The sequence below is a fragment of the Photorhabdus sp. RM71S genome (assembly GCF_042879355.1).
In the GTDB taxonomy this organism is placed as follows: domain Bacteria; phylum Pseudomonadota; class Gammaproteobacteria; order Enterobacterales; family Enterobacteriaceae; genus Photorhabdus; species Photorhabdus kayaii.
In genome coordinates, this window is record NZ_JBHFKV010000075.1 from 1 (window position 1) to 15814 (window position 15814).

Below are 15814 nucleotides of genomic sequence, written 5' to 3' on the forward strand. Positions count from 1 at the left end.
GGGCATCGCTCAGTCCGTTTTGGGGTTTGTGATTTTTAGCGATTGATCAGATCGCAAAAATCGGACTGAGTTCCCTTCCAAGTGATCTATTATTTCGAAAGCTTATTTAGATTGCCCTGAACAACCTTTTTATTTACCTGCATCAACACAGGCTTTCTGTCATGGACTAAAAAAAACAATAAAACAAACAGAATTGCGAAAAGTTATAAAAACACCTTTTCACATAAATTCACCACAATTTTGTACCCTTGTAATACAACAATTCAAGGAAATAATAGAACACTAGGGAATTTCTTATGAAGAAGAAATATAATCAGATTATTGAAACTATAAAACAAAAAGTCGAACATAACGAAACTATTATTGGAGCAAGTGCAGGCACTGGTCTTTCGGCGCGTTGCGAAGAAGCAGGAGGGGCAGACCTCATTATCGTATATAATTCTGGGCGCTTCAGAATGGCTGGCAGAGGACCTCTGGCCGGATTAATGCCATACGGTAATGCAAATGAAATTGTCAGAGAAATGGGTAATGAAATATTGCCGATAGTTAAGGAAACACCTGTATTGGCGGGTATCTGTGGTACTGATCCATTCTGTAATTTATCTCTTTTCCTGGATGAACTGAAGGCACAAGGTTTTGCTGGTATTCAGAACTTCCCAACAGTAGGGCTTATTGATGGAAAGTTCAGAAAAAACCTGGAAGAAACAGGCATGGGATATGCACTGGAGGTGAAGCTAATCCGCCTGGCACATGAAAAGGGAATGATTACCACTCCTTATGTTTTCAATGTAAAAGAAACTGAGGCTATGGCACAAGCAGGTGCTGATATCATCGTCGTACATCTGGGGCTAACCACTGGCGGCGATATTAGTGCTAATACCTCATATGATCTGAAATCTTGTATACCAATCATTAATGCTTGCGCTTCGACAGCTAAAACTGTCCGAAATGACATTATTATTTTGTGCCATGGCGGCCCAATTTCGGAACCGGAAGATGTCGCCTATATTTTGGCTCATTGCCCCGATTGTCATGGGTTCTATGGAGCTAGTGCAATGGAGCGTTTGCCAACAGAACAAACCATCAAGCACACGATCCAGAAATTTAAAGAAATTAATCGAGGTTAGTGAGAATTATACTTAAGCTATGTGGAAACTGAGTACTACAACCGTAATATCTGTTACGTTATGATGACGCATTGTTTTCTTTTCCTCAAAATACGGGAAGATACCCAATATGCCATCCCCAGCCAACACATGTCTGTCTGGCTTCCTTATTTCATCCTGTCGGTCCGCAACAACTCAGTCTCGCTTGTCTCCGGGGCTTACTCAACGATGTTAACGAAAAAATGGCCGGCAATTGGCTGGACAGAAGCCCCACACACCACAATACTTTCTTTAGCATGCTGATGCCTCGGTGATGACCTCCTGGTGCCGGTTCAGGCCCCGGGAAGGGAAAAAATCGGCCCTGATGAGTACCAACAATATCGAACACCCTGTCGGCGATAGTTTATGCCTTTAAACCGGAAAACCATCCAAAAATTCCCCTGTTTCATTTAACAAGGCTATTTTATCTCGTCTTCCAAAGTTCTACGATGATATTCATCACTCGCTTTTTCATGCATGGTAAACAGCATCGGTAATAGAGAACTCAGCGCCGATAGGCTATGCCCGAGCTGACACAAACTCTCGGAAGTATCTAGGATACTACTGTGCATAATATTGCTTCTCAATTGGTTTAGAAAAAATTAAAACCAAAGAAAAGTCTGCAAGCAAGGTGTGTACTTCGGTTTCTACATTAAATTGCGCGTTAAATGTATAACGCTTTGAGTATGAGGATATGTTACTATTCATATTAGCCATAGCATTCGTAGTAGTCATACTACAGCCCACTAATAATCCACGCACCATTTGCAAATTCCGGTCAGGTGCTTTCATTAGTCCATTCTCATAACTTAGAGCAAAGAGCTTAAATAAGGGCATCTACTATGCTATCACTCTATACCCAATGGATTTCAAGATGCATCGAGACGGCAAGGGAGTGAATCCCCGGGAGCATAGCAAACTATGTGACCGGGGTGAGCTAGTGCAGCCAACAAAGAGGCAACTTGAAAGATAACGGGTATATAACTTGCACCAGAGGGTTCTCACACACAGAGCCTACATTTATTTTTCTTGTAACAAAATAAAGACCATTGCCCACAACTTCACAAATGATTTGGATATTGCTATACCATTTTTGAAAATGCGAGCATGGTCATGTTCTAGTGGTGTTGTAGTCAAATAATTTCGGCTAGTTTCATAGATCTTTATTGCAATTTTCCATATTCAACCAACAACGGATAATTATCGTCTTCTCAGCCGATGAATCTAATATCTAATCCGGAGCCAACATCCGCAGTGGATTCAGTAAAGAGATATCTCGGATGTGTTCTTCACTAAGGCCAGCGGTTTTAAACCAGCGTTCACTATCGCTCAACCATTGCTCAACATCCGGCTGGACTGGCTGTCCAAGATCGGAGCTATAGACAACATTATTCACCTCCGATAACACTTCAAAAAAATCCTCAGTTGTCTGATAACCAAGATAAACAGTTAATGCCGTTTGCTCCACATAAAGCCAATCATGTTCACCCAACGCCTTAAGATCTTTCGCTTTTAATCCTGTCATAGGACTGGCAGGTTGGTTCAGCATGAACTTACAACCACCCGCAGCGGTAATCGCATCAATAAGTTGCATAACTTCATAACGTGAAGCATGGCCGGATGACAATACAACATTATGCTGCTGCGCAAAACTAATTAACTCATGGATCTCGTTATGCAATCGCCCATTGCTATCGACAACAGACAAAGGTTGCTGTGCTAAAGTTTGCGCGAAAGCATTTGCCCAAGCACGTTTCATTATACTTTTATGGCTTGTCGGGACAATAGTCGGCAGATGAACCAACAGCCGCGGAGCTTTACAGAACTGGTACTGACTCAGTGACTGGATAACAGAGTTAATTGCCAGCCCTCCAGCAGTTGCGTTCAATACTATCGAACCAAAAACCGGAAGTCCTGCTTCTTGAGCCAGTGACGACAAAGCAGTAACACTCCCCAGATGGTTTTTAAGTACAACCCCACCACCATGTCGGACGTATTCCCTTCCTGCTTCAAGTACATTGTACCGCCGAATGTAACTATCGGGACGGGCATGATAATGTACATCCAGAAAACGAAGTTTTCTCTCCCAGTATTCTATAAACAGCTGACTCATTGCGCAGCTTTCCAAGGTACGGCATATCCCAGTTTTTCGCGGGCGTTAACTAGATCTTCTCCGTTAGTTATCGCCTCAATAATAGCTTGTTCAGTTTTGTCAACATTTTCTGCACGCTCAATAACGGTAAGCAAATGCTGCTGCGGGATGACTAGCGCACCATTATCATCAGCAAAAACCCAATCTCCTGGAGATATTGCTACACCGCCAATATCCAGAGTGCATTGTTTTGCAGCAACCTTGGCTCGATTCTTTCCAGATACCATATAAACCCCTGTCGTGAATAAGGGATATTCCAATCTGCGAACCTCAGACAAGTCTCTGGCTGACCCATAAATCACAGAACCTGCGATTCCTTTTTGTACAGCCTTAAAAGTTAAAATATTACCCCAACTGGTACAATCCGTACGCCCCTGATTATCAACCACTATTACATATCCAGCAGGTACTTCATCAATGTAGTTTCCAGCATTAAGAAATTTACCCTGTTCCGGAATGATAGGTTCATAGCGCACAGTAAAAGCTGGTCCAGCCATTTTAATCCCGACATTACTACGTGGCACAATTCCAGCTAGTCCAGCAGGAATATGCAGACTATCCATTGCATCCGATATGGCCGCACTGTCAAGCTTCATTAAACGCTTTTTGATTTGATCAATTTGTATAGTTTGCATTACATTTCCCCTTTGGGTTCACGTGCGCACAGGACACTCCAGGCGGCATATTCTGGTATAGATTGTTGCAGTAGCAATTTATTACATGGAAAATCCACTGAATATTGTCGTCCTTCATCATCTATGGTCGTCAAGGTCATCTGTCCAAGCATTTCTTCACCAGACAAAAATGAACTTATAGAAGGAGACACTGTAATATTCACCGAAAGAAATTTTGAAGGATTATTTACTGCATATGTTGTGTGTAGATATGTATTTAATTCATCATCATCTGTGAACCAGTTAATGCGGTATTGTTCACTGAGTTTTTCCATAGCAGTCATCTGGCAATCACTAACCAATTTGTTTTCAAACATGACGCTAAAGTTAGCCAATTGCTGTACGGAAAGAGGGACATCAGCAGGCGTAATAACTTGTACTACGACATAAGGCGCTTTCCACAGATAGTGAATATCACACTCAACACCATCAAAGAATGCATTCACCATCGTACCTACTTTACTTTCACTAACCCCGATTAGTGTCCAATGGTAGTTTCTCTCTCTCATGCCGACTACTGGGCCGATAGAATGTTCTTCTGACAACATTAACCGCATTTGGGACGGAGGCCCTGGCAACACAACTATTTTACTACCATCAACATTAAGACTGAAACCAGGTGCTGTACCTGTAACATTGGGAATAACCTTTGCTCCGAATGGAAACATGGCTTGGAATCGATTCGAGAGATCACAATATACTCCCAGTTTTTCCAATTGTTGCTGTATTTCCACCCAGACATTATCACGTATTTCCAGAGGGCTTCCTGCCGCTTTTGCTATCGCCTCACGAGTTTTATCATCCGGTGTCGGGCCAAGACCGCCACACACAATAATGAGAGTATCCTGCCCCAGCCTGCGAACCACTGCGGTAGCAATCTGGTTAATATCATCAGCACAAACCTGATGTTGCTTCACTTTATATCCCTGCTCCGTGAGATATTCACTAATATCCTGAAGATTAGTATTAGGATATTTACCACTCAGGAGTTCATCACCAACAGTAATAACCGATGCAGAATAGCTAGTGTATTTTTTACTTAGAGTACTAATAATAGCCTGCGCCATTTGTTGGGTTGTTGCGCTACCACCCAGATCATAAGTAACAGTTCGTCCTTCACGTATCACATTATCTACTGCACAGTTAATTTGCTGTGCTGCATCAGAAAAGCCAAGATGTTCCAGTAGTAATGCGATTGTGTAAAACATCGCTGCCGGATTGGCTTTATTTTTACCTGCCATACCAGGCGCACTACCGTGTACAGGTTCAAAGTATGCAATATCACTACCAATATTAGCGCTAGGCGCTAAACCAAGCCCTCCCATTACTCCCGCTGCCAAATCAGACAAAATATCACCGAACATATTCTCAGCGACAATGACACCAAATTCATGCGGTTTTCTTACCATCCATAAAGCTACCGCATCTACATTGTGGATATCCGCTTTTATTTCAGGGTAACGTGCCGCAACAGTATCGAAAATACCTTTTGCAAAGTGCCCACTTTCCCGCATTACATTTGGTTTATCCGCAAAGGTTACACGGGAGTAGTTATTTTCCTTTGCATACTCAAATGCAGTAATAAACAAACGTTCTAAACCAAAACGGGTTTGTAGACGGACTGTCCATGCTGCTTCTTCAGAGCCATATTTATCTATATTTGGATGCCGTAACCAAGTTGTCGCAGTAGCGGGAATTCCTTTAAAATCGAACCCTGCATATAGTCCTTCGGTATTTTCCCTGATAACACAACAGCGAAATGGTTTACGGTCCCCTTCTACATAACGCACTGGTCGGATATTTGCATATAATCCCAAACGCTGGCGTAATTGGATAACGGGTGACACATAATTTCTCATTTTCCCACGCAGAGGCGGCGGCAACGCTTGTTGTGCTTCTTCTTTACCTTTACTAGTAATAGCGCCGAGTAACACCGCATCTACTGAAGCTATTTTTTCCCAAGTACTGGCAGGTACTGGATTACCTTCTCTTTCCCAACAAGTCCAACCAATATCCCCAGTTTCCAATGTCACAGGAAGATTTAGGGCCTGAAAAACGGGAAGAGCGGCATCGCATACTTCCTGACCAATACCATCCCCAGGTAAAATAAGAATTTTTTTATTCATAAGGTTTTGAGCCAATCGTTAATTACGTTGTTAATAAATGACGGCTTGTCTTCCCAAGGCCGCATTCCTGCCCCATCCACGACAACAAAACAGTGCGTAGTATTAGTGCTGACCACCTGATTACATTCTGTGGCTAATTGTGAACGTCCACCAACTATGCTCAGAAATTTTCCTTTGTAATTGCACAATATTGTTCTGGCATCCAATTGTAGCAACAGTGAAAATCCCACTATCATGCGCTCCCGAGCAGTATTTCTTAAATGGTCAGGTATCGCAGGCATGTTAGGAAGTGGGGTCCCACCTTCAGGAATAACAAAGTTATGTAACACAGAAATCGCTTCATCTAGCTGATTTCTATTCAGTAATGCTATTAATTGTTCCAGCCTATTGGTCAGTAACGAATCAGCATATCCAGGACCACTCACTGAGATTACTCCCGTGAGATTTTTCAGGCGCGACGCAAGCAATTGTGCCAGAGTACCAGACATCGCAAAACCGATAAGCAAATAAGGCTGGGAAAAACGTTGATTGAGTTCAGATTCAATAATATTAATAGCGTAGTCGGGATCAGATAAATTAATTAAGGATAATGTATCAATAATAGACACCTGATATCCCACTTTCTGTAATAATATACGCAATGGAGTGCAAAAATCACCATGATCCCAAAGCGGCATCACAGGTGAAAGAATTACCGCTTCGAGACTGAAACATCCGGCATGGTTATTATGCCGTGTCATGCCGTTGCTCCTCGCAAAGATTTAACAACCTGAAACGCATAATTAATACCATTTCGTAACCCTTCTTCGAGAGCTGTTTTATTTTCCACACTCAAATTGTACATACCCATCATTATATCGATAAGATCGCGCTGGGCGGCGGCAAAAAAATGATGGGATTGCAGTTCATTGAGTTGATTAAATACTCGTTCAAGGTCATATTGTTTGCTATTTTGGCTCAGATTGAGAAATGATAGCCAGCTTTCCAAATTGAGATTTCCGGCACCTTTTCCCATCCCTGATAGAGAACTATCAATAAAATTAGCTCCAGCTCTCATAGCTTCAATACTATTCGCTGTGGCAAGACCCAAATTATCATGAGGGTGGAATCCCAATTGCAATTGCGTGGCAGACTTTAACTTATAAAACATCTGCGCTACCTGTTCAGGGAACAAACTACCATTTGAATCCGCCAGGTAAATAATATCAGCACCAGCTTGTTCACACTGTTTGGCAACTTCAATAATTTTACTGATAGAGAGCTGACTCACTCGTGTAAAATTAATACCCACAGCCATTCCAGTAGCTCGAGCAATCTTGCATAACTCTAAGCATGGCTGGGGGTTATCAGCTTTAATACATAACCGAAGCAAGCTAACGCCATTCGCCTTCATTGCATAGATATCATCAACATTAATATTGTGAGGATGGGCAATGACGACCAATTTTGCCTCAGGTACCGATTGATGAATATCTCGGATATAACTATCCGGCGACATACCTGTTAGGCCAATATTAGAAATAGGTTTGAAAGAACCATTGCGATAACCAATTTCAAACCATTCCACACCACTTTTAGTCAACGCTTCAACATGTTTTATAGCGTATTCTGTTGTAAAATTAAAATTATTCAGGTATCCACCATCACGTAATGTGACATCTATATTATTAACCATTTTTCATTCCTATTTTAGTTTCTATTGTTTGTTTTTTACTTATTTCTTTATTACCTCTATTACCAGTTATATAAATAATGCTACCGACTAAGGAAACAACTGTGATGATAGATGCCACTTTAATAGGTTCATGGTGAGATATATAACCAATAAGCAATGATGCCAGTCCTGCACTACCTAATTGCAATGTTCCCATCACGCCGGAAGCTGTCCCTGCCGCTTGAGAATGAGTGGCAATTGCCGATGCAGTACCAAGTGGCAGCAAAAAACCATTACCGAAAGTCAATACTGATATTGTTAGTACAGAAGTTATCAATGGGTAGGAACTAAAAAACATTTGTATCGTGAAAGCAATACCTCCAACAGCAAAGATGAGATAGCCATGAGAAATCGTCTTTCTCATGCCTTGCTGGCGACTTAATTTCTTAGCAGTAAGATTACCCAACACATAACTCAAAGAGAGCATTATATAGGTGTAGCCAACATATTTTTCTGGTAATCCCATAGCTGTAAGAATAAATGGAGATTCAATCAAATAAGAAAAATATGCCGTATAAGCGAAGCAAGGTATTGCTGCATAGAAAAGAAACTCTTTATTTATTATCACTTGGTAAGTACTAACCAATACATTTTTAACACTCAATTTTTGGCGCTTTTTCACTGGTAGTGATTCTTTCAGAACTAGCAAGCACAGTATAAGCGTGGCTGTTATAAATAAAGTAAGAAATAGAAAACAGGCTTTCCAGCCATAATACTCACTTAACACACCGCCGATCATTGGTGCGACAGCGGGTGACATTCCCACAAAAGGGAAAATAATCAGATACAAATTGGCTGCTTCTTCCTTGCCCATCAAATCATTAATAATGGCACGACTTAATGTAATACCAGCACAAGCGCCTACTCCCTGGAATAAACGCAATAATAGCAACTCACTAATATGCGTACTGTAAAAAATACCAATTGTTGAAATCAGCCATATAATCATTCCAGAAATAAGAATCGTTTTTCTTCCTAAACAATCACTTAATGGCCCATAAATAAGTTGAGAAAAGGCTATACCAAATAGAAATATAGCTATTGCACTTTGTATACTAGATTCGCTAACGTGATAATAGTTTCCCATTTTACTCAAGGCGGGTAGGAATATATCCGATGAAACCAGCCCCCCCATAGAAAGAAAAGCCATTAAAACGATAAATAATAAAGATGAAGATTTATTGTTCATGGACCATTAACCAATCAATATAATAAACATTATCCAAGAATAAATTCCGTGTAAAATAAAAAAAACACGCACCAGTTAAATTTACATTAAATGCACACAATCACTTATTTAATGAATAAATTAATAACATCAAAACAATTATAATCTCACATTAGCAAATTCCACATTGGCATAGTTATTAATTTACACACCTTATTTAATAATTAACACTTCAAAAAATAAACTCAAGTAAATATCAACTGAAAATATAGTAACATCAATAACATTTTTTAGTAAACAAAAAAACATAAAATTTAAATTCAAAAACAAATAAAAAAAACACAAAACACAACATATAATACTAAAAACAAAGTCATTATTATTATAAATATAATAACTGATGTTATTATATGAGCAATGATATATTTTTAAAAACTCACAACCTAGTAATACCAGATCACATTTCCCTACCATTGTTAAGACACGCAAACTAAGGAGGTACACATACTAATTTCCGGTAGTTGTCACTGTAAGAATATTGAATTTACGTTTAACTGGGAGCCTGAGCCTCTGGAGATTCCGGCACGAGCATGTACTTGCTCTTTTTGTACCAAGCACAGTGCCGTCTGGACATCATACCCAACGGGGCAGCTTCGACTAAGTATCAGAGACCAAAAACTTCTACATAAATACTCTTTTGAAACAGGTACAGCCCAGTTTTACATCTGTAGCAAGTGCGGAATAGTACCTATTGTCATCAGTCAGATTAACGGTCGCGATTATGCCGTAGTTAACGTCAATACCTTTGAAGACGTTGATCCTACATTGCTTAAATATGTTTCTGCTAAGTTCACTGACGAAAGTGAGCAAGCTCGATTGACTCGTCGTCAACAAAACTGGATTGCTCTGGATTGCTAATGTTGAATATATATAGGTTATATCAGAGAAAAATAATATCTGGTCTTACCATTTGCGTATTTTCATGAATGGAGATCGCGCAATAACCCCCCTGTGTCAGCATAGTTGAGCGAAAATACGCGCCTATACGGTTGATGACGAAGAAGCATGGATAATCAGGACGACTTCAATCAGCTCTGGCCTATCATGGGTATTCGCCACGGTAAGAAAGAACAAAGCCGGAAGATCAAAGAGATCTTCCGGCTTTTTAATCAGATTACTTTCTGCTTAGAAGTAACTCTTTCCATTGTTCAAGATAACCTTTGAATTCTTCTATGGTTGCGATCTCAAGACTTTCTTCTGTGTATTCGTTAAAGATCTCGACGCCATCTGGCTTAATAGTAACAGTATGGGCATTACCAGTTCCTTCCCATTGTGGTATTTCGCCATTTTTAACTGATTCACACCAAGAAATATATTCTTCAACGCTGTGTAAACTGCCCTGAACATCGTCATTTAAAAACCATGCTATAAGGCGATGTTCTTCATCTGCTTGAGCGCGAGAATAACCATGTTCATCAACATAAAATTTCATTTTTATTTAACACCTTCATAAACAGGAAATGCTGTATTAATATTTCCATTTTTATCTAAATAACCACCAATTCTTACCCCACTTGGCGATATTCCTTCCCACTTAGAGCCTTGCATAGTGGAATTTTTATATGCCCCTTTTATTTCAGATAGTACCTGCTGACGATTCCATGATTGTGGGAAGAATGTTGATTTAGGATCTTTCGACACCCATTGTCCAGTTTGTGAGTTAAACACTTCAACTTTTCCTCGATAGACACCTTGAGCATTTGAGAGGTCTGTAATTTCAGTAATACGGGCTTTTCCTTGATGGCCTATGCTGGCTTCATGATGGAAGCCAACAGCTTTTCCTTTACGGTTTATTTCACCATGAAAAACATGTTCAACATTAACTTTTGACAATATACCTATTTCATCATGAGCTTGATGAATCAGCTTTGAGGCGGTTTCAAGGTCACCATGTTTCAGTGCCTTATCTGCTCCTTTTAGGAGTTTCCCAGCAACATCACCAGCTCCTGGTATCAGGCCTACTACTGCTGCTAGATAATCGATCGCGGTTTCTGCTTCGGCAAACCCTTTAATATCTCCAATCACAGGAAGAAAATCAGCAGATACGCTAAATGTTGTCGCAGCTCTTTCACACACATCCGGTGACTGTACACAAAGCTCGGCTGTTTTTTCTTCATGAGCTTTTATCGTTCCAGGCTTATGCTTCTCTGCGGCACTTAGAGCATGAGCTAAATGATTGTATACAATCGTTATTTCTCCGGAGTTAGCGCCACTGTTAGCACCCTGAGCACTATTTGTAGAAAATGCACCAGCAATACCACCAATGATTCTACCTCCAGCTTGTATTTTAGCCGGATCGCTGAATGTATTATCTAAAGTTGGATACGCAAGCGAAGCAGCCAATGAGCCAGCAGCAGCACCTTTGGCATCCCCGCCACCAATTTCTGCTGCAAAAGCAGATAAGGCAGTATGACTAATTGCTCTTCCAGATTCACCTAATACTTTCTCATAGTCTCCTATGAAATCCGCCCCTTCTGCATTGATTTGATTACCGACATTGGCAAGCAATGCTGCCGTGAAATTATCTTTAAAACTGCCGCCATTAATTGTGGTATTTAAACTGGAACTGATAATTGATTGTCCAGCAACACGTTGAGCGACTTTGCTCCAATCACCCTTACTTAATAAAGGTATATTTGATTTTGCAGCAACAGCCCCGTCAGCAGCTTTATCCCAACCCATAACATTATCAAATCCAGCCAAAACACCACCAATCGCCATTGAAGTGATGGTTGATTTTACAGTATCACTGCTGCCCATTACTTTAAAGGTTTTAGACAGATTGCCTTGATTATCTACAAGTGTAACTGCTGCTTTAGAAGCCAAAGCCGCTATACCTGAAGTCACTGCTCCATATGTAGCAGTACTTGCTGCCGCAGCTGTTGCTACACTCGCTCCAGCCGCAGTAGCTGCTCCTCCAACCACACCTGCTGCTCCACCGGCTGCCGCAACAGTTACCCCCGCGCCTGCTGTAGCTACAGCAACTGCTATAGCAATAACAGCAGAAACTGCTGGACTTAAATGCTGGCTCTTATAATCCCAACTATCATAAGCATCCTTAACTTCATTCCATTTTACATCTTGCTGTCGATTTAACTCCTTTAACCAAGCTGTTTCAGGTGTATCGCCGAGTGTTGCCAATACATTCTGTAAGGATTTATCGTTCTTCGTTTTGATATCAGCACTAATCCCATTTGCTGCATCGACAGTTAGTTTTCCGCCAATGTGAATAGAAGGCAGTACCCATTTTTCTTTAGTATGGCCGCTATCTCTGTTCTTAATGAAGAAACCCTTGGATTCGCTAATAGTTTGTTCAAAAGAGGTATCCTTTACTGCCTTAAAATTTACCTTTCCATGTGTACTGGTTAACTTGGCATTTTTATTAGTTTCAATCTTACTGGCTTCATAAGTACTGTCATCATGGCTTAATAGGTTAATATCACCGTTAGCAATGAATTCAGTCACCTTATTAGTCACATCGTGGCGAATTTTTGTAGTTGTTTTCTTCTTACCATACCATTTACGCTTTGTTTCTTCGGTTTCATAATGACTAATATCCTCCTTTGCTTGCGCATAAAGATAACCGCCTTTATCAGCTATATTTATAGCTCCTTTAGCCATTAACTTAGTAGCTTGAAATAATAAATTCCCATCAGTGATAATAGATAAATTACCCCCGCTATTTAATTCAACACCTTGAGGTTTTATTTCTTCACGTGTTGAGTTGTTACTTCTCAGTTCAAAATAATTATTAAGAGCTACAAATCCTATATCTCCACCAGAAGACAATTTAATATCTCCATCAGAAGATAATTTAGAAGCAAATATAGAAATAGCATTATTTGCTAACAATGTTAGATTTTTATTAGAGTGAATATTAGGGACTGCTATATCCTTATGAGAATTAAGCATGCCATTAGGATAATGGAAATATTTATAATCATAAGCAGATAATTCAAGATTTCTTCCTGCATACAATAATGAATCACCTTTTGAATGGATTTGAGTAGCTTTTCCAACAATATCTTTACCGCTTGATATCACAGCATTATTTGCACGTATTTTAGTGCTTAAATCTTCTGCCTTAAAGTTTACTACCGACATTCCGCACCCAATTCAGGAATAAAAAGACTCGTATGGTGGCCCCAATATTTTCAGCAGGGCATTTTGGTACGGTTGCGTTCCCGTCACCATCCGGTGTTCTTCAAATTCAAAGGTATTAATACCTTCGAAAGTTAAAAATACCCAACGAGCGGTGGGCGATTGCGTCTGCTGCTGCTTCATATCCGGGTAGAATGCCTGGCTTTGTTTCAGACCCGTGCGAATTTTATGTTCCAGCGCCGCATACACCATTAAGCTACACGTCATCACCATCAATAAGGCTTCGATGCGTTCCGGTTTTTTCAGGTACATGGATGAGGTTAAGAACTCGGGACTTTTTAGGAATCGAAAACCTCGCTCAACTTTCTGCTGGGCTTTGTCATTCGCGAGCAACGCGGCCATATCCAGCGCCTTATCGTCCGTTTCATTGGTCGCCAAAATAAACATCCCCACCTTGAGTCGGGCATACACGACTTTATCCAGTTGACTGTAAGCCCGGCCTGAGAGCCGGTAATAAATCTGAGAGGGTTTATCTTTAGCCGGACGTCCACGCCCTTGATATGTCATGATTTCCTCCACTTGTGGGGCGTCAATACCGATAAACTGGCATTCGGAGCCAAAATCACGCAGGGCGCATAACGTATCTCACAGAGCGCCTCCCGGGCTTTGCGGCCGCCCCGTTGCCTGACCTGAATCTGTCTTTCTCCTGCGGACTGCAAAGTATCGCTGAAGGTATAAAGAGTCTCTTCACTCTCTGCTATCCGCCGGCTTTGCATTGAACGAACAACAAAACGCTGCTGATTCATGACCTTATAGGCCAGGTATTCAATCACATCAGATTCCCGATCACAGACACTGATCACCTTTGTCATCTCCGGCCCCAAACGCGCCGCCCTTGATACGGGCGGGTCTCACGCTGTTTTTTCTTGCCATAGTCATTGATGTTTCTCACCCCGCGTTTTTGTTCAATCAACCCGACAACCTGTTGTTGATTGGGGGCAAAAAGCAGTACTGAATGCGCCAGCATTCCCGTGGGTTTTTGACTGGATGAGGTATAGCCCATTTCATCCCTGACGGTTTCATGCGTAAAATTCAGCGTCGTGGTATCTTCCAGCGCGAGCAGGTAGTCACAGGATTTAACCCGCTCAGCGGTGGCAGCAAAACCCGCCTCTGCAATGGCATCGGCTTTAACATCCGTATTACGGATAAAACGGTAAGCCGCTTCGATATCAGCGGGGGTATCCAGAGATTTCACAAGCGATTTTCCTATGTTGTTAACGAGTGATGAGGAGACTTTTACCAACCGTTCGGTGCGCCGCTGGTCACCCAGTTTTGCGCCTGAGAACGTCTCTTTTGCCCAGTGTTCTGCTTCCGTTACAAACCTGGTCAATTTACCTCAATTTATCGTTTTATCCTGAAAACTATCATTTAGGCAGAAGTACACAAATTCCTCAATATTTACTGAGGGATTTGTGTATAAGAGACAGGAAAAACACGGGGTGGGAAAACATCGAATGAATTATTTAAGGGAATACGAACATGTTTACTTCCGGATTAACGATGTTGCACTTATTATGTGAATCTACCATATTTATATATCAATCAGATAAAAAATATCCTAAATTTCGTTTATACATATTACTGAAAAACACAAAAACAGCCCTATAATCGAGCTGTTTTTGCATGCTATTGCTAATAGTCAATTACCATCCGGTAGCATTAACACTATCCGCATGATCAAGTTATCAATCCCAATTTTCTTGAGTAATTAAGTAATTCAGTCACCTTATGAACTTTAAGTTTTCGCATCATATTAAGGCGGTGAGTTTCTACTGTTTTAATACTAATACTTAACACCTCAGCAATATTACGATTGCCATTACCTTCGCTAATTAGCTGTAATATTTGGCGCTCACGCCGGGTAAGCAATGTGCTGTCATCATTTATTCCTTCTCCCAGCAAGCGGATTGCCTCCTGATTAAGATGAGGATCAACGTAACTTTTTCTGGCAGCAACACTGGTAATCGCAGCAAGTAATATCTGCTGCGAACTGGTTTTCAAGACATAAGCTAATGCTCCCGCACGCAGTACACGGCTGGCAGTCAGCTCATCATCATGGGCCGTAAGAGCAAGTATGCGCAAATCCGGCCGGCGTTGGCAAAGTTGTGGAATGATATCCAATCCATTCAGCCCCGGAAGGCCAAGATCAAGAATCACAATATCTGGTGCAAGATCCCGACAGGCAGCATAAACAGAGAGTCCATCATCAACTTGCGCGACTACCTGATAACGCGGGTATGCGGCAAGAAGATTCTTTATTCCATCTATGATCAGCTCATGATCATCTACCAGCAAAACTTTATAGCAAATCATATTAGGACCTCGCGGAAAAAGGTGCATTCTGCTCGTGTTCCTCAGCAGAGCACAGCGTTGCGTTAATCAATTTGCGTAGTTTCATCAGCTCATTTTTTTGCGGCAGCGAACCGTTATGTATCTGGTTTTCCATTTCAACAATGACACACAATAATGAATTAAGCCCTGCCTGCCCACTCACTCCCTTCATCAGGGTGAGATCTCACATTTTTAATAAGGTTATTTTAGTTAAATAAAAATCAAAATATGACTTTTTATAGGCATTTCTCTCATTAAAACGTTAAGATCTCTCTCTTCCATA

Annotated in this window: 14 protein-coding genes and 2 pseudogenes; 2 read left to right on the forward strand and 14 right to left on the reverse strand. The window is 40.9% G+C overall.

Annotated features, from left to right (window positions below):
• Positions 1-91 precede the first annotated feature (91 nt).
• A complete protein-coding gene (locus ACGF5R_RS22250) occupies positions 92-286 on the forward strand; it encodes a Tm-1-like ATP-binding domain-containing protein (protein ID WP_240000803.1) in 195 nt (64 codons plus the stop codon).
• Between the two features lie 10 nt (positions 287-296).
• Positions 297-1127 (forward strand): phosphoenolpyruvate hydrolase family protein, encoded by an 831-nt coding sequence (locus ACGF5R_RS22255; protein WP_387692774.1) that lies wholly within the window; start codon positions 297-299, stop codon positions 1125-1127.
• Positions 1128-1564: 437 nt separating this feature from the next.
• Here ACGF5R_RS22255 and ACGF5R_RS22260 read toward each other — a convergent pair whose 3' ends face one another.
• The 14 genes and pseudogenes from ACGF5R_RS22260 to ACGF5R_RS22325 form a co-directional block, all read right to left on the reverse strand.
• The gene (locus ACGF5R_RS22260) at positions 1565-1717 is read right to left on the reverse strand and encodes a hypothetical protein (protein WP_158537779.1); all 153 of its coding nucleotides are present in this window, start codon (positions 1715-1717) and stop codon (positions 1565-1567) included.
• A complete protein-coding gene (locus ACGF5R_RS22265) occupies positions 1707-1937 on the reverse strand; it encodes a hypothetical protein (protein WP_112878235.1) in 231 nt (76 codons plus the stop codon). Before ACGF5R_RS22265 ends, ACGF5R_RS22260 begins: the two co-directional genes overlap by 11 nt.
• Positions 1938-2376: 439 nt before the next feature.
• On the reverse strand, positions 2377-3258 hold the full coding sequence (locus ACGF5R_RS22270; RefSeq protein ID WP_112878234.1) for a DUF6282 family protein: 882 nt from the start codon (positions 3256-3258) through the stop codon (positions 2377-2379).
• Complete coding sequence (locus ACGF5R_RS22275) at positions 3255-3932, reverse strand: RraA family protein (protein ID WP_112878233.1); 678 nt, start codon at positions 3930-3932, stop codon at positions 3255-3257. The genes ACGF5R_RS22270 and ACGF5R_RS22275 overlap by 4 nt, the downstream gene beginning before the upstream one ends.
• Positions 3932-6097 carry an isocitrate/isopropylmalate family dehydrogenase gene (locus ACGF5R_RS22280; protein ID WP_387692776.1) on the reverse strand — a complete coding sequence of 722 codons (2166 nt, stop codon included), beginning with the start codon at positions 6095-6097 and terminating at the stop codon, positions 3932-3934. Before ACGF5R_RS22280 ends, ACGF5R_RS22275 begins: the two co-directional genes overlap by 1 nt.
• The gene (locus ACGF5R_RS22285) at positions 6094-6837 is read right to left on the reverse strand and encodes a hypothetical protein (RefSeq protein WP_387692778.1); all 744 of its coding nucleotides are present in this window, start codon (positions 6835-6837) and stop codon (positions 6094-6096) included. Before ACGF5R_RS22285 ends, ACGF5R_RS22280 begins: the two co-directional genes overlap by 4 nt.
• Positions 6834-7772, reverse strand: coding sequence for a 3-hydroxy-3-methylglutaryl-CoA lyase (locus tag ACGF5R_RS22290; protein ID WP_112878230.1), 939 nt, complete (start codon positions 7770-7772; stop codon positions 6834-6836). The genes ACGF5R_RS22285 and ACGF5R_RS22290 overlap by 4 nt, the downstream gene beginning before the upstream one ends.
• Positions 7765-9000: a multidrug effflux MFS transporter gene (locus ACGF5R_RS22295; protein WP_387692780.1), complete on the reverse strand. Its 1236-nt coding sequence runs from the start codon at positions 8998-9000 to the stop codon at positions 7765-7767. The genes ACGF5R_RS22290 and ACGF5R_RS22295 overlap by 8 nt, the downstream gene beginning before the upstream one ends.
• A 1153-nt stretch (positions 9001-10153) precedes the next feature.
• Positions 10154-10471 carry a YacL family protein gene (locus ACGF5R_RS22300; RefSeq protein ID WP_262980447.1) on the reverse strand — a complete coding sequence of 106 codons (318 nt, stop codon included), beginning with the start codon at positions 10469-10471 and terminating at the stop codon, positions 10154-10156.
• Positions 10472-10473: 2 nt separating this feature from the next.
• Entirely contained in the window at positions 10474-13143 is a 2670-nt protein-coding gene (locus tag ACGF5R_RS22305) for a DUF637 domain-containing protein (RefSeq protein WP_387692783.1), read from the reverse strand.
• A 12-nt stretch (positions 13144-13155) separates the two neighbouring features.
• A pseudogene (locus ACGF5R_RS22310) lies at positions 13156-13785 on the reverse strand (IS1634 family transposase); the annotation flags it as partial.
• Positions 13752-14530: pseudogene (locus tag ACGF5R_RS22315) on the reverse strand (IS4 family transposase); the annotation flags it as partial. The pseudogenes ACGF5R_RS22315 and ACGF5R_RS22310, both read right to left, overlap by 34 nt.
• A gap of 347 nt (positions 14531-14877) precedes the next feature.
• A complete protein-coding gene (locus ACGF5R_RS22320; protein ID WP_112879802.1) occupies positions 14878-15513 on the reverse strand; it encodes a two component system response regulator in 636 nt (211 codons plus the stop codon).
• 1 nt (position 15514) lies between these two features.
• Positions 15515-15703, reverse strand: coding sequence for a hypothetical protein (locus ACGF5R_RS22325; protein ID WP_387692785.1), 189 nt, complete (start codon positions 15701-15703; stop codon positions 15515-15517).
• Positions 15704-15814: the final 111 nt, after the last annotated feature.

Excerpts from the sequence above, each read along its gene's own strand:
- ACGF5R_RS22255 (WP_387692774.1), top strand. The coding sequence starts at position 297 with ATGAAGAAGAAATATAATCAGATTATTGAAACTATAAAACAAAAAGTC.
- ACGF5R_RS22260 (WP_158537779.1), bottom strand. The coding sequence starts at position 1,717 with ATGCACAGTAGTATCCTAGATACTTCCGAGAGTTTGTGTCAGCTCGGG.
- ACGF5R_RS22265 (WP_112878235.1), bottom strand. The coding sequence starts at position 1,937 with ATGAAAGCACCTGACCGGAATTTGCAAATGGTGCGTGGATTATTAGTG.
- ACGF5R_RS22270 (WP_112878234.1), bottom strand. The coding sequence starts at position 3,258 with ATGAGTCAGCTGTTTATAGAATACTGGGAGAGAAAACTTCGTTTTCTG.
- ACGF5R_RS22275 (WP_112878233.1), bottom strand. The coding sequence starts at position 3,932 with ATGCAAACTATACAAATTGATCAAATCAAAAAGCGTTTAATGAAGCTT.
- ACGF5R_RS22280 (WP_387692776.1), bottom strand. The coding sequence starts at position 6,097 with ATGAATAAAAAAATTCTTATTTTACCTGGGGATGGTATTGGTCAGGAA.
- ACGF5R_RS22285 (WP_387692778.1), bottom strand. The coding sequence starts at position 6,837 with ATGACACGGCATAATAACCATGCCGGATGTTTCAGTCTCGAAGCGGTA.
- ACGF5R_RS22290 (WP_112878230.1), bottom strand. The coding sequence starts at position 7,772 with ATGGTTAATAATATAGATGTCACATTACGTGATGGTGGATACCTGAAT.
- ACGF5R_RS22295 (WP_387692780.1), bottom strand. The coding sequence starts at position 9,000 with ATGAACAATAAATCTTCATCTTTATTATTTATCGTTTTAATGGCTTTT.
- ACGF5R_RS22300 (WP_262980447.1), bottom strand. The coding sequence starts at position 10,471 with ATGAAATTTTATGTTGATGAACATGGTTATTCTCGCGCTCAAGCAGAT.
- ACGF5R_RS22305 (WP_387692783.1), bottom strand. The coding sequence starts at position 13,143 with ATGTCGGTAGTAAACTTTAAGGCAGAAGATTTAAGCACTAAAATACGT.
- ACGF5R_RS22320 (WP_112879802.1), bottom strand. The coding sequence starts at position 15,513 with ATGATTTGCTATAAAGTTTTGCTGGTAGATGATCATGAGCTGATCATA.
- ACGF5R_RS22325 (WP_387692785.1), bottom strand. The coding sequence starts at position 15,703 with ATGAAGGGAGTGAGTGGGCAGGCAGGGCTTAATTCATTATTGTGTGTC.